The sequence below is a fragment of the Vibrio sp. L85 genome (assembly GCF_963871815.1).
GTDB lineage: Bacteria > Pseudomonadota > Gammaproteobacteria > Enterobacterales > Vibrionaceae > Vibrio > Vibrio harveyi.
Genome location: NZ_CAWMYL010000090.1, coordinates 47,952 through 68,522, shown reverse-complemented (window position 1 = coordinate 68,522; position 20,571 = coordinate 47,952). Strand labels below are relative to the sequence as shown.

At 44.9% G+C, this 20,571-nt stretch carries 23 protein-coding genes; 20 read left to right on the top strand and 3 right to left on the bottom strand.

Features of this window, described 5'->3' with window-relative positions:
• Nucleotides 1-378: 378 nt before the first annotated feature.
• The gene (locus tag AACR11_RS09295; RefSeq protein ID WP_005530256.1) at nucleotides 379-735 is read right to left on the bottom strand and encodes a YibL family ribosome-associated protein; all 357 of its coding nucleotides are present in this window, start codon (nucleotides 733-735) and stop codon (nucleotides 379-381) included.
• Between the two features lie 84 nt (nucleotides 736-819).
• Nucleotides 820-1,815, bottom strand: coding sequence for a 2-hydroxyacid dehydrogenase (locus AACR11_RS09290; RefSeq protein WP_009703609.1), 996 nt, complete (start codon nucleotides 1,813-1,815; stop codon nucleotides 820-822).
• A 176-nt stretch (nucleotides 1,816-1,991) separates the two neighbouring features.
• Here AACR11_RS09290 and AACR11_RS09285 point away from each other — a divergent pair, with 176 nt between their 5' ends.
• Complete coding sequence (locus AACR11_RS09285) at nucleotides 1,992-2,474, top strand: L,D-transpeptidase family protein (protein WP_029789618.1); 483 nt, start codon at nucleotides 1,992-1,994, stop codon at nucleotides 2,472-2,474.
• Between the two features lie 20 nt (nucleotides 2,475-2,494).
• Here AACR11_RS09285 and AACR11_RS09280 read toward each other — a convergent pair whose 3' ends face one another.
• On the bottom strand, nucleotides 2,495-3,211 hold the full coding sequence (locus tag AACR11_RS09280) for a glycerophosphodiester phosphodiesterase family protein (protein ID WP_029789617.1): 717 nt from the start codon (nucleotides 3,209-3,211) through the stop codon (nucleotides 2,495-2,497).
• Between the two features lie 271 nt (nucleotides 3,212-3,482).
• Here AACR11_RS09280 and AACR11_RS09275 point away from each other — a divergent pair, with 271 nt between their 5' ends.
• The 19 genes from AACR11_RS09275 (at nucleotide 3,483) to AACR11_RS09185 (ending at nucleotide 20,569) form a co-directional block, all read left to right on the top strand.
• Entirely contained in the window at nucleotides 3,483-4,436 is a 954-nt protein-coding gene (locus AACR11_RS09275; RefSeq protein WP_009702515.1) for a lactate/malate family dehydrogenase, read from the top strand.
• Between the two features lie 161 nt (nucleotides 4,437-4,597).
• Nucleotides 4,598-5,263, top strand: a complete 666-nt coding sequence (locus AACR11_RS09270; protein ID WP_029789616.1) for a response regulator transcription factor — start codon at nucleotides 4,598-4,600, stop codon at nucleotides 5,261-5,263.
• Nucleotides 5,263-6,636 (top strand): sensor histidine kinase, encoded by a 1,374-nt coding sequence (locus tag AACR11_RS09265; RefSeq protein ID WP_005453249.1) that lies wholly within the window; start codon nucleotides 5,263-5,265, stop codon nucleotides 6,634-6,636. The genes AACR11_RS09270 and AACR11_RS09265 overlap by 1 nt, the downstream gene beginning before the upstream one ends.
• Before the next feature lie 196 nt (nucleotides 6,637-6,832).
• The gene (locus AACR11_RS09260) at nucleotides 6,833-8,917 is read left to right on the top strand and encodes a TonB-dependent siderophore receptor (protein WP_017188519.1); all 2,085 of its coding nucleotides are present in this window, start codon (nucleotides 6,833-6,835) and stop codon (nucleotides 8,915-8,917) included.
• A 75-nt stretch (nucleotides 8,918-8,992) separates the two neighbouring features.
• A complete protein-coding gene (locus AACR11_RS09255; protein ID WP_005453251.1) occupies nucleotides 8,993-9,760 on the top strand; it encodes a DUF3450 domain-containing protein in 768 nt (255 codons plus the stop codon).
• Nucleotides 9,761-11,128 (top strand): MotA/TolQ/ExbB proton channel family protein, encoded by a 1,368-nt coding sequence (locus tag AACR11_RS09250; protein ID WP_009696843.1) that lies wholly within the window; start codon nucleotides 9,761-9,763, stop codon nucleotides 11,126-11,128.
• Nucleotides 11,128-11,682: a MotA/TolQ/ExbB proton channel family protein gene (locus AACR11_RS09245; protein WP_005453261.1), complete on the top strand. Its 555-nt coding sequence runs from the start codon at nucleotides 11,128-11,130 to the stop codon at nucleotides 11,680-11,682. Before AACR11_RS09250 ends, AACR11_RS09245 begins: the two co-directional genes overlap by 1 nt.
• Nucleotides 11,679-12,083 (top strand): ExbD/TolR family protein, encoded by a 405-nt coding sequence (locus AACR11_RS09240; RefSeq protein WP_029789615.1) that lies wholly within the window; start codon nucleotides 11,679-11,681, stop codon nucleotides 12,081-12,083. Before AACR11_RS09245 ends, AACR11_RS09240 begins: the two co-directional genes overlap by 4 nt.
• Nucleotides 12,083-12,703: an energy transducer TonB gene (locus AACR11_RS09235; protein ID WP_005453264.1), complete on the top strand. Its 621-nt coding sequence runs from the start codon at nucleotides 12,083-12,085 to the stop codon at nucleotides 12,701-12,703. Before AACR11_RS09240 ends, AACR11_RS09235 begins: the two co-directional genes overlap by 1 nt.
• Complete coding sequence (locus AACR11_RS09230; RefSeq protein WP_005453266.1) at nucleotides 12,700-13,872, top strand: tetratricopeptide repeat protein; 1,173 nt, start codon at nucleotides 12,700-12,702, stop codon at nucleotides 13,870-13,872. Before AACR11_RS09235 ends, AACR11_RS09230 begins: the two co-directional genes overlap by 4 nt.
• A gap of 212 nt (nucleotides 13,873-14,084) precedes the next feature.
• On the top strand, nucleotides 14,085-14,930 hold the full coding sequence (locus AACR11_RS09225) for a CPBP family intramembrane glutamic endopeptidase (RefSeq protein WP_009703273.1): 846 nt from the start codon (nucleotides 14,085-14,087) through the stop codon (nucleotides 14,928-14,930).
• A 136-nt stretch (nucleotides 14,931-15,066) separates the two neighbouring features.
• On the top strand, nucleotides 15,067-15,696 hold the full coding sequence (locus tag AACR11_RS09220) for a PepSY-associated TM helix domain-containing protein (protein ID WP_009696845.1): 630 nt from the start codon (nucleotides 15,067-15,069) through the stop codon (nucleotides 15,694-15,696).
• A 25-nt stretch (nucleotides 15,697-15,721) separates the two neighbouring features.
• Nucleotides 15,722-16,261: a DUF2271 domain-containing protein gene (locus AACR11_RS09215; protein WP_009696846.1), complete on the top strand. Its 540-nt coding sequence runs from the start codon at nucleotides 15,722-15,724 to the stop codon at nucleotides 16,259-16,261.
• A 16-nt stretch (nucleotides 16,262-16,277) separates the two neighbouring features.
• Entirely contained in the window at nucleotides 16,278-17,108 is an 831-nt protein-coding gene (locus tag AACR11_RS09210) for a DUF4198 domain-containing protein (protein WP_005453274.1), read from the top strand.
• A 44-nt stretch (nucleotides 17,109-17,152) separates the two neighbouring features.
• Nucleotides 17,153-17,473: a hypothetical protein gene (locus AACR11_RS09205; protein ID WP_005453276.1), complete on the top strand. Its 321-nt coding sequence runs from the start codon at nucleotides 17,153-17,155 to the stop codon at nucleotides 17,471-17,473.
• Nucleotides 17,470-18,021: a DUF6162 family protein gene (locus tag AACR11_RS09200; RefSeq protein WP_029789614.1), complete on the top strand. Its 552-nt coding sequence runs from the start codon at nucleotides 17,470-17,472 to the stop codon at nucleotides 18,019-18,021. Before AACR11_RS09205 ends, AACR11_RS09200 begins: the two co-directional genes overlap by 4 nt.
• A 24-nt stretch (nucleotides 18,022-18,045) precedes the next feature.
• The gene (locus tag AACR11_RS09195; RefSeq protein WP_114145636.1) at nucleotides 18,046-18,969 is read left to right on the top strand and encodes a metal ABC transporter solute-binding protein, Zn/Mn family; all 924 of its coding nucleotides are present in this window, start codon (nucleotides 18,046-18,048) and stop codon (nucleotides 18,967-18,969) included.
• Nucleotides 18,969-19,694, top strand: a complete 726-nt coding sequence (locus AACR11_RS09190) for a metal ABC transporter ATP-binding protein (RefSeq protein ID WP_079324680.1) — start codon at nucleotides 18,969-18,971, stop codon at nucleotides 19,692-19,694. The genes AACR11_RS09195 and AACR11_RS09190 overlap by 1 nt, the downstream gene beginning before the upstream one ends.
• Nucleotides 19,694-20,569, top strand: a complete 876-nt coding sequence (locus tag AACR11_RS09185; protein WP_005453280.1) for a metal ABC transporter permease — start codon at nucleotides 19,694-19,696, stop codon at nucleotides 20,567-20,569. The genes AACR11_RS09190 and AACR11_RS09185 overlap by 1 nt, the downstream gene beginning before the upstream one ends.
• The last annotated feature ends 2 nt before the right edge of the window (nucleotides 20,570-20,571 follow it).

Genomic DNA, 20,571 nt, shown 5'->3' with positions numbered 1-20,571 from the left:
TACGTTAATAGCGTATCTAGGGTTCAAATCCCTATCTCTCCGCCACTACATAGAAAGCCCGTTGAGAAATCAACGGGCTTTCGTCATTTCTGACGTTTGAGAATGAGACGGGATTTGCATCAAACCCCTAGTCAGTCGAGCCCTCGGTCTCAGAACGATTAAGAAGTCTCGTTAGAAATAGCGGGGCTTTTGTCGTTTTTAGTATTTGGAAATTAGCTAAAGCTTTGCCACTACGAGAATTTGAAAACGAACAGGTTGCAGTGTCACTCACTATCTATAATGGTGATTTTTCTAAGCTTAACTTTATGAATTTTAGGCACAAAAAAGCCCAAGCTAAGCAGCTTGGGCTTTTTAATATCTGTTGTTTAAAAAGAGTGATTAGAACTCTTTCGGAGCAAAACCTGTCATTACGTCTAGGCGCAATTCTTTACCCACTTTTGTTAATGGGTGAACGATAACTAGACCACGAACACGCTTCTTAAGCTTACCAATGTCTGCTTGCTCAGCTTTTGTGATTTCACGAGAAAATGGCATATCAAGCAGGCTCTTACGCTCTTTGTTCAGTTCGTATGTTTGCTTGTGCTTAAGTTGGTTAAGTTTCTTCGTTAGATCGTCAACTTCATTCGTGAACTTAGTAATCATTTCATGATCACCACGAGAACGTGCCGCATCCAGTTTGCGTTGGCAAGTATCTAAACGGTTGTGCAGCTTTTGAATATCGGTTTTTATGCTCATGGTAATTGGACTCAAATTTTTAATGGTCGAGGAGTATAGCATAGCTGAAATTCAACGCTCTACTATACTGCTCGATCTATTGATTTAGTTGATCAGTTCATTACCTGACGCGTTGCCAGCAAAGAAAGCATCCACGTTATTTAAAGTCACTGAGGCAATGTTGTTTAGTGCTTCGTGAGTCAGGAAGGCTTGGTGTCCAGTGAACAACACGTTGTGACACGCGGATAGACGACGGAACACGTCATCAACAATGACATCGTTTGACTTGTCTTGGAAGAATAGGTCTTTTTCGTTGTCGTAAACATCTAAACCTAGTGCGCCAATTTTGCCTTGTTTCAGTGCTTCAATTGCGGCGACAGAATCAAGCAGTTCACCACGGCTGGTATTAATGATCATCACACCATCTTTCATCTGCGAGAATGCCTTCTCATTCAATAAATGATAGTTCTCTTCGCTCATTGGACAGTGCAGCGAAATGACATCTGCGTTCGCATAGATCTCTTCAAGAGAGCAGTAGCGAGCGCCCATTTCCAATGCTAGAGGGTTTTCATATGGGTCGTAGCAGAGCAGCTCCATGCCTAAACCTTTAAAGATACGCATGGTTGCAATGCCAATCTTGCCTGTACCCACAACGCCAACGGTTTTGCCATGGAAGTTGAAGCCAACCAAGCCTTCCAGGTTGAAGTTTGCATCACGCGTGCGCTGGTAGGCTTTGTGTAAGCGTCGATTTAAACACATCATCATACCGACAGTATGCTCAGCGACAGCTTCTGGGGAATAAGCCGGGACGCGCACTACTTGAAGTCCAAGCTCCTTTGCTGCTTCTAAATCGACTTTGTCGAAGCCTGCGCATCGCATCGCGATTAATCTGGTCCCACCAAGAGAAAGCTGTTTAAGTACTGGTGCGGATAAATCATCATTTACAAACGCACATACGACTTCACAGCCCTGAGCCATTTTTGCGGTTTTTGAAGTTAATCTAAAATCATGGTAGTGAAATTCGAAGTCTCGATGGTTTTTAATTTTATTGAAAGACGCTTCGTCGTAGGATTTCGCACTGAAAAAAGCAATGTTGAGCATAATACCCTCTCTATTTGTGCTGAATTTATAAAGTAATCTCCTTATAAAGTAATCCAAGTTAGTCATAATGAGTAGTGAAATTTGCACATATTAAGTTTGCTTTAGTATTACCTTGTGACTAGCATGGTTGCTCTTTTTTATGTTCCCTTAGAATGGGTGAGTTAGGCGTTCTGGCGATGTCAGTAAAATGGTTGTCTTTAATCTTGTGTTGTTCTTTTGTTCCTTTTACACAGGCTGATGTGGACTTGGTCAAAGTAGACAAATCAAAACGCAGAATGTACCTAATGGACAACGGCGAAGTGGTTAAAGAATATCGGATTGCGTTAGGGGCTAATCCGAAAGGGCACAAGCAGGAAGAAGGGGATAACAGGACTCCAGAAGGTGACTACACTCTAGATTATGTGATTAACGATTCTGCTTTCTATCGCTCTGTCCACATCAGTTATCCAGATGTAATTGATCGCTTGGAAGCGCACCGAAGAGGTGTCTCTCCGGGCGGAGAGATCAAGATTCATGGCCTCAAAAATGGCGAGACACAGTCCCCTCAGTTTATCCAGAGCTTTGATTGGACCAATGGGTGTATCGCCATCACCAATGAAGAGATGGATGAGTTTATAAAGCTAGTTAAAATGGGAACGCCAATCACCATTGAGTGGTAATGGAGCGCCTAGTTTCAACCCTATTCTTGAGACATAAAGCGGCTTGGATGGTCGCTGAAGATGCCATCTAGCGCCGGCAAGTGTTTCAACTTGTTTGGGTTATTCACTGTATAGCACATTACCTTATATCCGGCTTGCTGCAGCTTCTTAATTTGACGGGAACGAACCCAGTTAATATTGAGGTTGCAACTGTATGCGTTGACTTCTTCTAACAGTAGCCCGTCTTTACGGGTAAAGAACTCACTTAGCACACCCAATCTGTAGCCTTCACAGTGCTTGTATAGCGCTCTTATCACGTCGTGACTAAAGCTCGACAAAAGGATAAATTCTTTGGTCAATGGTCCTTCAGAAAGGGTTTTAGCGACTATCTTCGCGACATCCTCTGCTGAATGGTGGTCAACTTTCACTTCGATATTAAGATTTAGGTTGCTTTTCGCAGCGAGCCCCAGCAACTCTGACAGCGTCATGATCGATTCATTGCTGAACTCTGTACTGAGCCAACCACCAAAATCTAACGTTTTTAGCTCAGCTAAAGTCATTTGATCAACACGACCTTTGCCGTTGCTGCAGCGGTTTACTGTGTGATCATGACATACCACTAGTACATTGTCTTTGGTGGGTTGTACATCAACTTCAACCCAATCAAGACCCAAATCTATAGCGGCTTGAATACTGACTTTGGTGTTTTCTGGGTACTTGCCTGCCACGCCTCGGTGACCAATCAATAGCGTTGTCATATACGTCTATTCTCAATTAGAAACTGCAAAGAATTGTACTCCTTTTTTGTACCTGCAATAGAGTTTAAATGTATGAAGTGATTAAATGATGGTTATTGATGCATATATAAAGAAGAAATTTCCATCATTTAAACGTCATTAAGTCGAGAAAGGCTAGCTTAGGTAGGTATTCTGGGTAACATAAAGTGATTGGACTTTTATGCTCTTACTGCCCAAGTTTTTAGTGGGAACGCAAAGTGAGGGCATAACTTTTATTATCAGGGAGAGAAGTATGAAAATTGGTGTAATTGGCGCAGGTGCCGTTGGTGTTGGAGTATGTAATTACTTACTGACCATGGGCAGTGTAAGTGAGTTGGTTCTATTGGACCAAAACTTAGAGCGTGCTGAAGGGGAAGTCTTCGATTTCCGTCATACCACTGCACTGACCTTCTCGAAAAACACTCACATCATTCCTACTGACGACTATCTCGATCTTCTCGGCGCTGATATTGTCGTAATCACTGCGGGAGCGCAGATTAAGCAAGGTCAGACGCGAATTGATATTGCAGAAATCAATGCCAAGATAGGTGTTGAGATTGCACGTAAAGTCGAACGAGTAGCCCCAAATGCAACCCTCATTGTTGTATCTAACCCTTGTGATATTGTCGCGCACTTTATTGCAACCAATACAGGCTTTGAGAATAGCAAAGTGATCAGTAGTGGCTGCGTGATCGATACTGCGCGCTTGATGAGCATTGTTGCCAATCGCGTGGATTTGGACCCGAAGAACATCTTTGGTTATGTTCTCGGTGAGCATGGTAGCAATTGTTTTACGCCAAAGAGTTTGATTTCAATTGCAGGACAACCAGCAGATTTCTATTGCGATGCCAATAATGTAGAGCGTATCGATGCAGACGAATTGCTCGAAGCCGTTAAGCAAGCTGGGTATGAGATTTTCCGTCGTAAACAAAATACCGTTCATGGGATCGCTGCAAGTGTGTTTCGTATTATTCAGGCAATCAAGATCAATGAACGATCAGTTTTGCCTGTGGGGACCATGATGACGGGTCAATATGGTGTTAATGGCGTGGTATTGAGTTTGCCTACTGTTGTTGGCAAGAAAGGTGCAGAGTCAGTACTCACTCATCCATTTACACAAGAAGAGCTAGATACACTTCATTCGATTAGTATCAACTTACGAGGCATCGTTGAAGATGTCGCCAAAGTAACAGGTTTAAAGTGTTGATTTAAATAATTAAAAAATCAGTATTTCTTGCGATAAAAGCCGACTGAAAAGTGGGCTTTTTTTATGTCCAGTTTTCGTACAGAAACCTTAGAATCTATGGTTGTTTAATCTGCAAATGAGTAATAGAATGCGAACCATTTTTATTTGAGTTGGTATTGGTAATGTCCCGAGTTCTTATCGTAGATGACGATGTTCCGTTGTGTGAATTATTGGAGGCGGTGTTACAAGAAGAGGGTTACACCGTTTCATCTGTCCATTGTGGGGAAAGCGCTTTGCAATACATGGAGAAGACGCCAGTTGATCTTGTTCTTCTCGATGTCATGCTACCAAATCTAAATGGTATGCAAGTTGCGCGTCGTATCTGTCAACGTTTCGCGACGCCGATCCTCATGCTAACGGCATTAAATGATGAGAACTCGATGCTAGATGGCTACCAAGCGGGCGCAGATCAGTACATCGGCAAGCCCTTTAATGTACCTGAATTGTTGATGCGTATTAAAGCAATTCTTCGTCGCGTAGGATTAGAACGTCAAAGACAAGCTATGTGCTGCACAGTACAAAGTATCAGTGATCAGCTGAACAGTTTGCCGCTGACAGGTACTGAAGCAGAGTTACTTTGCTATTTGGTAAAAAACCAAGGCGTTGTGATTTCTAAAGCCGAATTGCAAACCAAGGTTTTGAAGAAAGAGCTAAGTCCGTTTGATCGCAACTTAGACATGCACATCAGTAATATTCGTCGTAAATTGGTAGAAGCGGGATTGTCCAAACAGCACATTAAAACGTTTCGTGGAAAAGGTTATAGCTACCTAGAGGCTGTGACGAATTAATGAAATTTGTGTGCCCATCCTATATAGCCAAGCGTCGAGATAGTCTGGCTTTTAAGCTATTTACTTACATGACGGCGATCGTCATCAGTATCCTTGCTGTACAAGCTGTCGCTGAGCAAGCCTTAGTAAAAGCAATGCTAAAAGTACCAGCGAGCGTAAAAGCAGAAATGTTGGACTTAGCGCATCAAGCCAATGTTTTGATCGAAGACGGAGATATGGATGAGCTTGCGGATTGGGCGAATGCACAACACTTTTACTTATTCGTGTTAGACGAAAATCAACACCCACTTACCCATCGCTTGATGCACCCTCATTTTGAGTTCAAACTTAAGTTTAAAAGACGTTTAGATGAACAACTAGAAGGCAGAGTTAGCCGCCCAATTTTCAGTATTCCTCTTGTGGGCAACAACAGTTTGGTCATCCAACTGCCTCATCGTTTACACCCAGCTCATGACTTTATTCTCTACTTTTCGATACTGAAAGTTGTGATTGCAGCGGTCATTCTGGCGCTGTTTTCTCTATTAATGGCAAGGAACTTACAGCAACCTTTAGACCGACTTCGTGAGGCGAGTAAGAGGCTATCAAATGGTGATTTTACTGTCAGTGTGGTTGATGAACTGAAATCAAACACACGAGAATTTAATGAACTGGCGCAAGACTTCGATCATATGACCAAGGAGATCCACTCTTTGGCTGAGAAACAGCGTCGATTAATACGTGATGTTTCACATGAACTTCGTACACCATTGGCGCGACAGAACTTGGTGTTACATCTGTTGCGAAAGCGTGTGGGTGAGAGTGAGCAAAGCCTTGTTACTCGCATGGAAGAAGAAGCAAATGAACTCAATCACTTGATTGGTGAGATACTAGAAATCAGCCGATTGGAGAACGCTCGCTACGATACTGAGATGAAACGTAGCGACTTAGAAGTTCTGCTTGCTCCTCAGGTTGAGCGTTGCAAGATCGACCTAAAAGCTCAACAAACTCTTACTTTTAAATCGGACGCGACAAGGACAAAAGCCCAGTGTGACGACACTTTAGTCGTGCGCTGTTTGAACAACTTGATTGGTAACGCGATCAAGTATGCGGGCGACTCTGCGCAGATTAATGTGTGCTTAACAAATAAATCTACCGATAAGCACCACTACTTAGCTGTGACCATTGCTGATAATGGTCCGGGTATTCCACAGGATAAATTGTCCGACATCTTTGACCCATTTACTCGATTAGATGCTTCCAGAGACAAAAAGCTTGGTGGCTATGGTCTTGGGCTCGCAATAGTAAAAGAATCGATGCGAATGATGGGAGGAAAAGCCATCGCCACAAACCGAGTGGATGGTGGGTTGAGCGTAACATTGTTGTTTAGGCAATAGATCGCTCGCGGCTATTCGTGATTTAGATCACGTTCGAACAAAGTATTACTCTCATGCCCTTTACAAAAGTTTACGAATGCAAAGAATGTAAATTTAATGCAAATGGTAATGGTTATCACTTATATTCTCTCGCAAAATAAGTAGAAGGGAATCACATAGCACCTATGTGTAACCCAACATTTTGGAGTGAATGTGCATGTTTTCTAAAAGCCAACTGGCGTTAGTGATTGGGGCGGTGTTAGCAGCACCTGCAGTGGCGGAAGTTCAAAAAGCGGATGAGCACCTTGTTGTTGAAGGTCGCGAGTTTGGTTACAAAGCTGATACCAATACAACAGCAATGCGTATGGAAATGACGCAACTGGAGACCCCAGGACAAGTTGCTGTGATTGATGAAGCGGTTATTGATGAGCAGCGTGCAAGCACGTTAGGTGAAGTGCTAAAAAATGACGCGAGTGTTAGTGCCGGTGGTACGAGTCGTAACCGTGAGCGTTTCTCATTGCGCGGTTTTGAACTTAGCAGTTCTGACGGCTTTTTACGTGATGGTCGTCAGCACTGGTCACACTACCGTCAGCCAATTGAGCTTTTAGAGCGTGTAGAGATACTTAAAGGTCCATCAGGTCTACTTTACGGCAAATCTGAGCCAGGTGGTCTTGTGAACATGGTTTCTAAGAAGCCAACAACAGAAACACAAGTTAGCTTGAGCCAAGATATTGGTTCAAACGATCACTCACGCACTGTTTTAGATGTGAGTGGTGCACTGAATGAAGAAGAGACATTGCGTGCGCGCGCAATTCTTGCAAAAGAGAGTTACGGCTCTTGGCGTAAGTATGGTGATGGCACAGAGCCACAAACTGACCGAGTTGTCGGTGGTCTGGTTGTTGAATACGACATTACCGAAAACGTGATGGTTTCTGCTCATTATGACAGGACTAAAGATGAAGGTAGTGTGGATTCTGGTGCTTACATTGTAGACGGTAAGCCTGTGCTTGGAGACAAGTATATTTGGGATGCGCAATGGTCGAAGATTGATAACGATGTAGAAAACTACGGTATCGATATTAATGCGCAAGTCGCGGATAACGTAAACGTCAAAGCAGGATACAACCGTCAAGATTTCAAGCGTTTTGATGTGGAGTCTTACCCTAAGTTTGACGACTATGAAGAAAAAAATGTGATTAAGCACAAAGGGAATGATCGTTCAGACAATTGGGTGTTTGATACTGCGTATGTAGACGTTACGACTGACTTCTCTTTGCTTGATACTGATAACACACTTTTAATTGGTGCAAACTACCTAGATTACAGTTATGACCGCTTTATGGCATTCCACCAAGAGTCTAGTGTCCAGCCGGGTCAAACGGTGCCAAAGCCAGGGTATCGTAGCTCGAAAAAATGGCCGACTAGCGAGCATGATACATGGGGTATCTACGCGCAAAATATGATGACAATTAACGATTACTGGCAGGTACTTGCAGGTGTTCGCTACGATGAAAAGCGCAGCGATACATTAACTGAGAGCCAAGTGTCACCAAAGCTAGGCGTTATCTTTCATCCTGCGAGTAATGGTTCAATCTATGTTCAGTACTCTGAAAGCTTCATGCCACAAGGTGCTGTGGCTGACTCTGACTTTACCAATGATGGAGAAGAACTAGAGGCTGAGCGTGGTATTTCTTATGAAGTGGGTACTAAGTGGGAACTGTTTGATGAGCGTTTATTCTTAACCGGTGCGCTGTTTGACATCACATTGGAAAATGTACGATTAGATATCGTCGATCCTAACGACTCAAAAAAACAGATTGCGACTCAAGATGGTGAGCAAGTGCACCGAGGCGCTGAAATCTTAGCGCAAGGGTTTGTTACAGATAAGCTTTCGTTAACTGCTTCTGCAATGTACCTAGATGCAGAGATTACAGAAAGTGCAAAACTAAAAGGCAATCGCCCAGCTGATGTGCCTGAGCTTTCTGCAAGCGTCTGGTCTAGCTACAAGGTCCAAGACAATACGAATGTAAACTTGGGCGTGATTTATGAGGGTGAGCGCTACGGTGACGCAGCGAACACGTTTAAGAAAGATGGGTATGCGCGTGTTGATATGGGCGTGGCGTACACACACAAGTATGATGAGAACTTAGATATTGTGGCCCGATTCAATGTTGAAAACGTGTTTGATACTGAATACCTAGCTGGTGGCGGTAGTACGAACCCGGACAACTATGATGGTGCAACAAATGTAGTGATAGGCGAAGGTCGAAACTACATGGCAACAATTCAGTTCAAGTACTGATAACAATATGATTTTTAAAGGGGAAGATTGGTCTTCCCCTTTAGTCGTTTTTAGAAAACAGAAAATATAACTCGTATGAATCTAATGAAATCAAGTATCGCTCTGTTGATCTCATCGGTTTTGATTCCCGTTCAAGCGGAAAATCTTAACGATGCACAAGCAGTGCAGAGTAAAACCAATCAAGCATCGGCTGTTAGTCAGAAGCGTATTGATGTAAGTGCAGAGAAATCTTTGACTCTTGAGGCTGAAATAGAGCAGTTACAAGAAGAAGTTGGCAACTTGAAGATTTATCGTGATCACCTATCTAGTTTGGTAGACAGTCAAAACGAAGAAGTGGCTAGTCTGAATGAGCAAATCGAACAAATCGCTCAGACTCGCCAAGGTGTCGTGCCACTGATGTACCACATGCTTGATGGTCTTAAGAGTATCGTCGCTAATGATAAACCGATCCGCAAGGCACAACGTGAAGAGCGTATTGCAAAGCTGGATGCAATGATGACTCGTGCAGACGTCGCAGATGCTGAGAAGTTCCGCCGTATTCTTGAGGCGTACCAAATTGAGATGGACTATGGCTCTAAGATTGGTGTTTACCAAGGCAAGATAGCATTAGATGGTAATGATCAAGTCGAAGCCGATATCCTTTACCTAGGTCGTGTTTCATTGGTTGCACGTAGCTTATCAGGTGAGCACTTCTGGAGCTGGTCACAGCAACAAAAAGAATGGCAAGCAGTGGGCACTGAGCAAAAAGCGGAACTAGACAAAGCGTTTGCGATGGCGAACAAACAGATTGCACCGAGTATGCTTACTCTGCCAGTGTCTCTTAACGTAGCGGAGGGCAAATAAATGATGAAAAAATGGCTATCGGTTGCGCTGATTTCTTCTGCTGCTCTTCTACCTCACACAACATTCGCTAGTGACGCATTATTGCAGAAAGCACAACAAGAAAATCGTCAACAGCAGTCGCACAATGTGGCTCGTGAATCTGGTTTTAAGAAAACGCAGCAAGAGTTGCAAGCGATGAAAAACCAGCTTGTTGCCGAGCGTGCAGCGTTGCAAGCAGAAGCGGACACCCTGAGTGTTACGTTCAGCGAAAACGAATCGCAGCTTGCCCAACTTGAAGAGAAACTTCGCCTAGAAACAGGCAGCTTAGGTGAGCTTTTTGGCGTAGTTCGTCAAAATGCAAAAGAATTGGAGTCGGAGCTTAAGTACTCTGTAACAGGTGTCGACGCTAACTCATACCAAAAAAACATTGATGATATCGTTGCAGCGAAATCACTGCCGACATTACCTCAACTGCGTGCAATGTGGCGCAGTATGGAAGAGCAAGTTAAAGCAAGTGGTGAGATGGCGAATGTGTCATTCACCTTGTTGGATGGTGAGGGCCGTGAGCAAAATGTTGATGGTGTTCGTCTAGGCTCAATGGCGTTGTTGGACAACGCAGGCTATGTGAAGTGGAATGGTCAGCGTGGTGATGCGGTGAATTATCTGCGTCAGCCTGAAAACGGTCCTACGGCAAGCACATTAAGCTCAGGAGACATTGACTCACTTGTGATTGACCCATCGCGTGGCATTCTCCTTGACCAGTTAGCAAATTCTCCAACCATGGCAGATCGCCTAAACGCAGGTGGCGTGGTGGGTAAGATCATCCTTGGTTTACTCGCTATTGGCTTGATCATCGCGCTGGTTCGTGGTGTGTCATTGATCATCGCTCGTCAAAAGATCGCGAAACAACTTAAGAGCCCAACTCAACCAGAGGATAACCCTCTAGGTCGAATTCTAGCGGTATACCAAAAGGATAAGCACCGTAGTGTTGAAGCGTTAGAGTTGCGTCTATTGGAAGCGGTAGTTGATGAACAAACTCACCTTGAGAAAGGCTTATCGATGCTTAAGCTGCTTGCCGCGCTAGCACCTATGCTGGGTCTGCTTGGTACGGTAACGGGTATGATCGAAACTTTCCAAGTTATCACTCAGTTTGGTAATGGCGATCCAAAAGTTATGGCGGGTGGTATCTCAATGGCACTTGTGACAACTGTCCTTGGTCTTGTGGCTGCGATGCCATTGCTTCTTGCTCATAACGTATTGAGCTCTCAAGCAGAGAACATTCGCAATATTCTAGAAAAACAAGGTATTGGTCTTGTGGCAGAGCAAGCTGAACGTGATATGCCAAAGGGTAAAAATGCCTCTAACACGGTAGCGGAGAACGCAGCGTAATGGAGCAGATCCTACTCAACACATTGGGTTTGATCAGTGAGGATTGGGCCTCGACCTTGGCGAGCTTTATGCAGCAAGGCGGGCAGATCCTATGGTGGCTGGCTGCCGTTGTAGCGGTATGCTGGCTGCTGGTTATGGAGCGTGTTCTTTATCTGACAACGGAATTTCCGAAGGTGAAGAGACAGCTTTGTGAACAGTGGCTCGCAAGAGCAGACCACCACTCTTGGTACGCGCATCAAATCCGCGAAGGATGGATTGCAAAGGCACAAATTGAACTGCGCCAAAACCTATCAACCATCAAAGTATTGGTTGCAATTTGCCCAATGCTAGGTTTGTTAGGCACGGTAACGGGCATGATCACGGTTTTTGACGTGATGGCAACACAAGGCAGTAGCAATCCGAAATTGATGGCTTCCGGTATTTCACTTGCAACACTACCTACAATGGCAGGTATGGTTGCAGCACTTGCAGGTATGTTTGTACATGCTCGTTTAAGCAAAGTGTGTGAACGCAAAGCCCTCCAGTTAGAACAATCTTTAAGGAGTCAGAAGTGAGACTCGGACATAGACCAAATCAACAAGATGAAGCCCAGATCGATTTAACCTCGATGCTGGATATCGTATTCATCATGTTGATATTCTTCATTGTGACTAGCTCATTTGTACGTGAGTCAGGTGTAGAAGTTAATCGCCCACAAGCTTCCAATGTGGTCAGTCAAAAAGACGCAGGCATCTTTATCGCCGTGACGGCAGCAAATGATGTCTACATCGATAAACGTTTAGTGGATATTGAGCGTGTTGAAGCCACCATTGAGCACTTACTGCTGGAGCAACCAGACGCAGCGCTTGTAATTCAAGCGGATGAGCATGCTTACAATGGCACAGTTGTGAAAGTCATGGATGCCGCGAAAGGCGCTGGTGTGAAGAACATTGCTTTGGCGGCGGAGAAACCTTAATGAAAAGGCTATTACTCGCGCTACCCGTGTCAGTTTTGATTGCGGTGAGCTTGTTTAGCTTTATGGCGTGGATGGTCGATAAAGGCAATCAGCGAGCACCAAAGCCCTCTGAAGCGGTGCGCTTTGATATGGTTATGATCGAGAATGATGCGGATGTTCAGCGTCGTCAACGCTCGGTTCCTGAACAGCCAGAGCCACCAAAAGCGCCAGAGCCGATGGATTTGTCTCAGGCTCAAACGCAAGTTGAGCCGATGAGTCAAGTGACGCCAATCAGTGCATTGGGCTTGAACACTTCTCTTGATGGTATTGCTATTAGTGCTCCAAACTTGAAAGGCACTATGGGTAATCAGCAAGCGATCCCTTTGTATAGCCCAGAGCCACGCTATCCAAGTAAGGCACTGAAACGCAAAATCGAAGGTTACGTGATGCTACGTTTTACTATTGATGCTGCGGGGCGTCCAAAGGATATCGAAGTGCTTGATGCCAAGCCAAAACGTATGTTTGAGAAAGAAGCGATTCGAGCATTGAAGAAGTCGAAGTATCAGCCGAAGGTTGAAAACGGTGTCTCAATTGAGCAGTACGGGCAAACCCGAAAAGTGGAGTTCAATTTAGCCAAATGATGAAGAAATTCTTAATCGGTGCAGTATTGAGCCTATGCGCTTTTACGACGACTGCCAATGAACTGAGTCAATACACCGCGACTCGTGTTCAACGTGCGCATAATTTGGTTCAAGACGAAAAGTTGCAAGAAGCCATTTCAACGCTTGAAGCATTAGAGTTATCGCGCGGTTATGATCGTGCATTTGTCGCGCGTATGCTTGGGATTTTGTACTGGCAAAATGAGCAAGTGAAGTCGGCTATCAAGCAGCTAGAGATTGCGGTTAATAGCGGTCTCTTAGACGATGATCAAGCTTGGCAAACGCGCAAGATGTTAGCGGATATGTTGCTTAACGAGCAGCAGTTTTCAAAGGCATTACCTCATTACTACGACTTAAGTAAATCTGTTCCTGAAACTCAGAAGGCATATGAGATTTGGTTGCGTATCGCTCAGTCTCACTACCAGTTGAGTCAATGGAACAAAGTCTTGTCTGCGATGGGGCGCTATGAAAAGTTTGGTCAGCCAGATGAAATTGGTCCTTTGTCTATCAAGTTGTCAGCCGAACTTGAGCTGCAAAAATGGAAGCCAGCCATCGGTACGATTAAGCGTTTGATTGCGATTGAACCTGAGCGTGTGGAGTGGTGGCGTCAGCTAGCTGCGCTCTATCTTCGTGTTGATGATAACAAACGCGCTCTTGATGCATTGGCACTTGCAAAACTAAAGGGTGTCGCACTTAGTCAAGATGATTTACGACTTCTTGCTCAGTTATATGGTGCGCGTGGTATTCCAGAGCGCGCAGCTTTGGTGCTAGAAGAGGTGAAAGACATCAACTCAGACAGCAAGTTAAAAGCGCAGCAAGCGACATATTGGCAAATAGCAAAAGAGTGGGACAAATCGATTGAGAGTTGGCATGTTGCGGCTCAATTGGACAGAAAATATAACTGGAACTTGTCCCAGTTATTAGTGCAAGAAGGTCATTACAAAGAAGCGTTAGCGACGTTGGATAAAGTGACTGGTCGTAAGGCTGATGTGGCGCTGGTGAAAGCCCGAGCTTACTACAAGTTGAAACGCTTTGAGGATGCGCTTGCAAATGCGAAACGTGCCAATGAAATTAAGCCTTCGACTCAAGCTGAGAGTTGGGTGAAGTACCTAACGCAATTGCGCAAAGCCAAAGCAAGCCAGAATAGTTAATGCGTATTTCATAGCATCGAAAGACCCGAGTCAGATCTCGGGTCTTTTTGTTTTTATAGAAGTGAGCAGGTTCGATTTCTTTTAATCGCTGCTGCGTTTACAAACTAAGTCATTCTCGTTGCAGCAAATATCTCGAGGTTACTTGGGGACAAGGTTATATTACAACTACCCAGCACTAAGACTGGACCGTCAGTTTTTATAAGGATAAATACATGATTCTTGATTCTGCCATTTTGATTTGGCTACCGCTTGTATTAGCAATTGGCGCGGCATTTGCTCGGCAACAAAGGGCAGCCTTCGCATTGCTTGGACTTACACTGCTAGGTGCATTTGTTTTTGATCGAATTGAGCTCATCGCGCTGATCAGTTCGTTGGTTGTTCTTGGAGTCTCATACCGGTTGCCGATGCTGGCATTGAATCCAAAGATGAAACCTATTTACTACCTAGGGTGGGGGATTGTCGTCCTTTGGTGTGTGATGCTTTTTGTCCATTTGATCCCTGGCTTTAATAATCTGCAAGTTCTCGACAAGGTATCCGCGGGACCACAGAGTGCGCCATTCTCAATGTATCTTAATCTGGACAAGCCACTTGCCTTCTTTGCTCTCCTTCTTGCTTATCCTATGCTGCTTAGCGGTGAGTCAAAAATAAGAATAAAACCTGCGCTGCTGGTGATGATACCCCTGCTTTCACTATTGCCAGTTGCCGTTATGCTTGGTGCTCTAAAACCGGAGTTTAATTTGCCGTCATGGTGGTGGCTGTTTGCTTTGAATAACCTCGTATTAACTTGTGTTGCAGAAGAGGCTTTATTCCGCGGGTTTATCCAGCAGTCATTATCTCGTCGTTTTGATTGGCGATTGGGTTTGGTGGTGGCGAGCATTTTGTTTGGTTTAGCTCATTTTGCAGGCGGTCCACTGTTGATGGTATTTGCTGGACTTGCAGGGATAGGGTACGGTCTTGTTTTCCACTTCACTGGGCGCCTATGGTGTGCTGTGTTAGCCCATTTTGTGTTCAACTTCTGTCACTTGGTTTTCTTTACTTACCCAATCTTAGCTCGATAAGATTTTCCTATAGGCTCTTGCCTCCATGTGCGGGAGCCTTTCTATTCTATCAAACGTAAACAATGTAAATTAAATGCCAATAAGAATGATTATCACCTAAATTAAGCCCTCATTTATTGGTGATGATTGTTTTTTTATGTTGCTCAAAAGCAAAGGCGTCCAAACTTGGGCTCGCCGTCTGCACATTTACGTTTCCATGGCTCTTTTATTGGTGACCTTGTTTTTTGCCTTAACGGGCATCACCTTGAACAGACCAACATTGTTTGAGCGCAGTGAGCCAATCATTCAACAACACACACTCACGATCCCTTCAAAGCAACTTTTTGCAACTGAAGGCAGCTTCCAACCCAATCGTTCGGCTCTATTGAACTTCCTAACTCAAGAAACCCATTTGCGTGGCACTCCGTCGGCTTTGGATGTTTATACCGAAATCGAAGATGGAGAGTTAGTGATTGGCGAGCTTTCTTTGGATTTTAAAGGTCCGGGTTATAACGCTACCGTTTTTGTCGATATGACCACGGGAGAGGCTGAAGTTGAAACAACGAATTACGGCATTGTCGCGCTACTGAATGATCTGCACAAAGGTCGCAATAGTGGCGATGCTTGGAAGTGGTTCATTGATATCACTGCATTATTGATGGTGTTCTTTGTTCTAACCGGAGTGTGTTTGCTACTACCAAAGAAAAAGACTTTAAGAACGTCGATGCAGTGGATGGCTTTTGGCACCTTGCTGTCGCTCGTTATTTATTTTGTTGCTGTGCCATAACAGCCTCTATTCAGAGAATTCCCCTATGTTAAACACAGACCGATTTTTGCGTCGCAACTCATTAAGCAAACTAACACTTATTGCTGCGCTGATGCCTCTTTCGCTTTTTGCTGCCCCCTTGCCTGATCGTGCCAAAGTCGATTTTGAATTCGAGTTGCCAAAAATTGATACATCAATGTACGCCCGCCCTTATGTTGCAGTATGGATTGAAGATGATAAGCGCAAGCCGGTAAAAACCATCCAGTTATGGGTTGGTAAAGATGAATGGCTAAAAGATCTTCGAAGCTGGTGGCGAAAGGTGGGTCGTTATGATCGCGAATTAGTGGACGCCGTGACGTCTGCTACTCGTCCCGCTGGTCAATACCGTTTTATTTGGGATGGCACCAATGATGAAGGTCTGCGACTCGAACAAGGCACTTACACGTTGCATGTTGAAGTGGTACGCGAGCACGGTGGACGGAATTATTTGCGACAAAAGATGCAACTAGCGGACAGCGAAGTTCGTTATCAAATCAAACCAACCCAAGAGACGGGCATGATTACCGTCAACTACCAAGTTAAGTAATAGAGAAGGAATAACGATGAAAACCAAAATGAAAGCGGTGGCACTAGCAAGTGTAATGGCGATGGGGCTAGCAGCTGCAACAACAGCACAAGCGCACCCTCGTTGGGTTTTGCCTTCTCACTTTACAGTATCAAAAGAAGGTGGTGATTGGCTGACGTTTGATGTGACTGCCTCTCACGGTACGTTTGTTTTTGATAAACCAGCGGGCAGCGATCAAGCATTTGTGATCATGCCGGATGGTCGTTCGGAGCGTCCGAACTTTGTTGTTCGTGGTAAACGTCGTTCGATGTTTGATTTCTACTTTGAGGAAGAAGGCACACACAAGGTCGCGATCAACAACCAACCAAGCTACTACACCCAATACAAAGCGGGTCGCCGCGACACAGTTAAGTGGGCTCGAGCAAGTAAAGCTGATCGCGCAAGTGTTATTCCAGAAAAAGCACGTGATGTTGTTACGCAACTGAGCTATACCCGAGCGGAAAGTTACGTGACTGTGGGGATGCCGACAGAAAAAGCGCTGGAAATTGAAGGCAAGCTGCTAGAGATGAAACCGATCACTCACCCATCAGACATCATTGAAGGCGAAGCGGTGACTTTCCAATTCTTCTTTAATGGTGAGCCTCAACAAGGTGTCACAGCCGAAATTACTCGTGAAGGTACCCTTTACCGAAACCACCAAGAACAAATGGATGTCGTGAGTGATAAAGAAGGCAAAATTACGTTTACTCCAGAGGTGGCTGGTCGCTATTTGATGAAAGCCAACTACAAAGGTGAGCTGAAAAACGATCCTCTCGCAGATAAAGCCAGTGTGAATGTTCATCTAACGTTCGAAACGCAATTAAATTAATCAAGTTTAGGCTCAGAGCTCCACTGAGCCATTTTGGATACACCATGAAAAACAGCTCTATTCTTATCGCTTCCGCTCTTTCGGGCGGCTTACTGTCCTTTCAAGCTGCGGCGCACTTTCCATTAATGAGCTGCCATTTAGAACAAGACAAAGTCATCTGTGAAGCAGGTTATTCCGATGGTTCTACCGCAGTGGACTATGACGTTGAAATGTACGATTACGATGACAACTTGATTGCCAAAGTAACCACAGACAAGCGCTCTATTGCTGAGTTCACTCATCCTCAAATGGATTTTTATCTTGTTTTCGACGCAGGGCATGAAAACCCAGTAGAAGTTGATGTGGTTGAGTTGAAAGAGAAATGATCACTCAGAAAATTCGACCGGATAATGGCAGTCGTGAAGGTAAATGGGTGGCATTAACTATCGCCGGCATTCTTGCTGTGTCTGCCGCCTTATTACCCTATCATCAAACCGAAGTTGAGCACGCAAAAGCACTCGAGCATCAAGTGTTGATGACTGACCTTGGGCAAGAAGAATTGGCAATGGTTGCAGAGCTTAAACTTGCCCATGAGGAAATTCGTGATCTCCACATTGATGAGGGTAAGTGGCCTGAAGTCAGTGAACTCGAAACGTTTTGGCTCGCTCCATTTGTTAAAGACCAAAGTTGGCAGCGCAAAGGTTCTCATCAATGGCAGATGTTGGATGCAGGACTTTATCTTGGCTTGAGACAGGACGATGAAGGTTCAGCTTCGATGCTACTTGATTGCCGTCACGAGCATGCTGATATCTGGTTTTCTACGGCTGTTTCTATCGATATCGAGGGTTTAACTCAGCAAAGTCAACGAAAGCTAAGTGGTTGGCAACAAATCGTGTTAACGCCTTCTTCTCCTGCAAGCCCTCATAAGCATTAAGCAATAACCAACATGATAACAACTATGAAGACACGCTCTCTCTTACGTCGAATTCTAACGGCTAGTGCTTTACTGGTCGCTTCCGCTTCAAGTTTTGCCGAAACGCTCAACATTGGTATCACTTTGCAACCTTACTACAGCTATGTAAAAGCGGTGGTCGGTGATAAAGCTGAGAGCATTCCTTTGGTCGATGCAGGGTTCAATCCTCATAACTATTTGCCCCAACCCAATGATCTTAAAAGACTGAATCAGATGGATGTGATTGTCGTCAATGGTATTGGGCATGATGATTTTGCTCTGAAAGTTATTCAAGCTGCGCAGCGCGACGATCTGGTGGTGATTGAGGCAAATAAGGAAGTTCCACTATTGCCTGCTATGGGACAATCCGTTGGTAAAGGCGCAGTGAATCCACATACCTTTGTTGGACTATCCACCACGATTCAAAAGGTTTACACCATTGCCAGTGAGTTGAGCGAACTTGACCCAGAAAACGCAGCTTTTTATCGAAAAAATGCGCGAAAGTACGCAAAAACGTTTCGCCTTTTAAAGCGTGATGCGATGTTGTCTCTAGGGCAGCTAGATACAGCAGGTATGAAGGTCGCAACAACGCACAATGCTTATGGATACATTCTGCAAGAGTTTGGCGTCGATGTAGCCGCGGTAATCGAACCTGCTCATGGCGTAGAGCCAAGCGCTAGTCAGCTACAGGAAACCATCGAGAAGATCCGCCAATCTGGTATTGATGTTCTATTTTACGAGCTGAATATGCCAAATCGTTTTGTTGATACAATCGAAGAAGCGACGGGCGTGAAGCTATATCGCTTTTCTCACATGACGCACGGGGAATACGAAGCCGACAAAGTCGAGGTGGAGATGCGCGACAACGTAGCAACCTTAATAGAGGCGATGAAGTTTGTTGCAAGCAAGCATGAGCAGGAGAAAGCCTAATGCGAGGTCCTTCGATTTCTCTTGATAAAGTCTGCTTGCAGTACGGGGACAACCTTATTCTGCAAGACATTCAGACTTGCTTTGAAGCGGGTCAATGCCATGTGATTATGGGACCAAACGGCGGTGGCAAAACGTCATTATTACGTTCGCTTTTAGGACTTACGCCATTTTCGGGTGACATCTCGGTGCATTGGGTGGAGGCTGAGCAAGCCGGAAAAATAGGTTACGTACCACAAAAAGCCATGTTTGAAGCCAGCTTACCTTTGACAGTCATGGATTTTGTACTGCTTAACCAAACGCGTGTGCCTCTGTTTTGGCGCCGTAAAACCAAGCAAGCTCAACAGGCGTTAGCTCAATTAGAGCGTGTTGGTATGGCAACAAGAAGTGATCGTCGTATGGGACAACTATCTGGCGGTGAGCAGCAGCGTGTTCTCTTCGCCCAAGCTCTACTCGATAATCCAAGCTTACTTGTTCTAGATGAACCGACAACGGGTATGGATGAGCAAGGGGTACGTTATCTAGAAGGTTTGATTCATGAAGTGGTAGCAGAAGGTAAAACCGTTCTTGCTGTCCATCATGACGTAACAGCGGTGCGCCGTTTGGATGCGCAGGTGCATGTTGTCAATCGTCAAATCGTCGCTTCGGGGCATCACTCTGAAGTATTGAGTCCTGAGCGTATTGAGTCTCTGTTTAAGCACTACACGGCAAAAGTGGAGGCGGCGTAATGGATTGGTTAAGACAATTTGCCCTCAACGGAGTAGAAGCCGGGTGGCTCAGTGACAGCTTCGCTTATGCGTTTATGGTTAACGCAATTGTTGCAGCGCTAATTCTTGGTCCGTTATTGGGCGGTTTGGGCACCTTGGTCATCGCGAAGCGTTTGGCGTTCTTTTCTGAAGCCGTTGGTCACGCAGCGCTGACTGGTATAGCGATCGGTGTGCTACTTGGTGAACCACCGGAAAATCCATTTATCGGGTTATTCAGCTTCTGCATGATTTTCGCGCTATTGCTGCATTTCGTGCGAAATCGAACCAACGTTCCCTACGATACACTCGTGGGTGTGTTCCTCGCTCTTGCTTTGGCAGTCGGTGCTGCCCTGCTGATGTATGTGGCACGAAAGATCAATATTCATATGTTAGAGAACGTTTTGTTTGGCTCGATCCTGACGGTGACAGACAGAGACATAACGATTCTTGCGGTGAGCTGTTTGATCATTCTATTGTTACTGATTCCGACCTTTAACCGAATCTTACTGACTTGCATTAGCCCTGACATCGCGCGTGTTCGTGGATTCAACACCAGCTTTTATGACTACCTGTTCGTCATGATGATTACGCTCGTGACAATCGCAGCAGTGAAGATTATCGGTGCGGTTTTGGTTGGAGCGTTACTGCTTATTCCGGGGGCAACGGCACGCTTGCTCACTAAGCGAATGGGCAGTTTTGTTTTGCTTTCATCCTTATTGGCTACCGTTGCCTGCTTGGTTGGAACCGTTTTGCCAATGGAACTTGAATTGCCGGTACCGTCTGGCGCCTCAATTATTATTGTCTCTGCTGCGTTTTTCCTAACGGCAACGATCTACCGCATTGTGCGAAAAGCTTAAAT

What these genes read in the sequence shown, in the direction of transcription:
- AACR11_RS09220 (WP_009696845.1), top strand. Translation starts at nt 15,067, where the DNA reads ATGTTGCTCAAAAGCAAAGGCGTCCAAACTTGGGCTCGCCGTCTGCAC.
- AACR11_RS09260 (WP_017188519.1), top strand. Translation starts at nt 6,833, where the DNA reads ATGTTTTCTAAAAGCCAACTGGCGTTAGTGATTGGGGCGGTGTTAGCA.
- AACR11_RS09245 (WP_005453261.1), top strand. Translation starts at nt 11,128, where the DNA reads ATGGAGCAGATCCTACTCAACACATTGGGTTTGATCAGTGAGGATTGG.
- AACR11_RS09295 (WP_005530256.1), bottom strand. Translation starts at nt 735, where the DNA reads ATGAGCATAAAAACCGATATTCAAAAGCTGCACAACCGTTTAGATACT.
- AACR11_RS09230 (WP_005453266.1), top strand. Translation starts at nt 12,700, where the DNA reads ATGATGAAGAAATTCTTAATCGGTGCAGTATTGAGCCTATGCGCTTTT.
- AACR11_RS09215 (WP_009696846.1), top strand. Translation starts at nt 15,722, where the DNA reads ATGTTAAACACAGACCGATTTTTGCGTCGCAACTCATTAAGCAAACTA.
- AACR11_RS09235 (WP_005453264.1), top strand. Translation starts at nt 12,083, where the DNA reads ATGAAAAGGCTATTACTCGCGCTACCCGTGTCAGTTTTGATTGCGGTG.
- AACR11_RS09225 (WP_009703273.1), top strand. Translation starts at nt 14,085, where the DNA reads ATGATTCTTGATTCTGCCATTTTGATTTGGCTACCGCTTGTATTAGCA.
- AACR11_RS09290 (WP_009703609.1), bottom strand. Translation starts at nt 1,815, where the DNA reads ATGCTCAACATTGCTTTTTTCAGTGCGAAATCCTACGACGAAGCGTCT.
- AACR11_RS09200 (WP_029789614.1), top strand. Translation starts at nt 17,470, where the DNA reads ATGATCACTCAGAAAATTCGACCGGATAATGGCAGTCGTGAAGGTAAA.
- AACR11_RS09250 (WP_009696843.1), top strand. Translation starts at nt 9,761, where the DNA reads ATGATGAAAAAATGGCTATCGGTTGCGCTGATTTCTTCTGCTGCTCTT.
- AACR11_RS09255 (WP_005453251.1), top strand. Translation starts at nt 8,993, where the DNA reads ATGAATCTAATGAAATCAAGTATCGCTCTGTTGATCTCATCGGTTTTG.
- AACR11_RS09185 (WP_005453280.1), top strand. Translation starts at nt 19,694, where the DNA reads ATGGATTGGTTAAGACAATTTGCCCTCAACGGAGTAGAAGCCGGGTGG.
- AACR11_RS09195 (WP_114145636.1), top strand. Translation starts at nt 18,046, where the DNA reads ATGAAGACACGCTCTCTCTTACGTCGAATTCTAACGGCTAGTGCTTTA.
- AACR11_RS09275 (WP_009702515.1), top strand. Translation starts at nt 3,483, where the DNA reads ATGAAAATTGGTGTAATTGGCGCAGGTGCCGTTGGTGTTGGAGTATGT.
- AACR11_RS09190 (WP_079324680.1), top strand. Translation starts at nt 18,969, where the DNA reads ATGCGAGGTCCTTCGATTTCTCTTGATAAAGTCTGCTTGCAGTACGGG.
- AACR11_RS09285 (WP_029789618.1), top strand. Translation starts at nt 1,992, where the DNA reads ATGTCAGTAAAATGGTTGTCTTTAATCTTGTGTTGTTCTTTTGTTCCT.
- AACR11_RS09270 (WP_029789616.1), top strand. Translation starts at nt 4,598, where the DNA reads ATGTCCCGAGTTCTTATCGTAGATGACGATGTTCCGTTGTGTGAATTA.
- AACR11_RS09210 (WP_005453274.1), top strand. Translation starts at nt 16,278, where the DNA reads ATGAAAACCAAAATGAAAGCGGTGGCACTAGCAAGTGTAATGGCGATG.
- AACR11_RS09265 (WP_005453249.1), top strand. Translation starts at nt 5,263, where the DNA reads ATGAAATTTGTGTGCCCATCCTATATAGCCAAGCGTCGAGATAGTCTG.
- AACR11_RS09205 (WP_005453276.1), top strand. Translation starts at nt 17,153, where the DNA reads ATGAAAAACAGCTCTATTCTTATCGCTTCCGCTCTTTCGGGCGGCTTA.
- AACR11_RS09280 (WP_029789617.1), bottom strand. Translation starts at nt 3,211, where the DNA reads ATGACAACGCTATTGATTGGTCACCGAGGCGTGGCAGGCAAGTACCCA.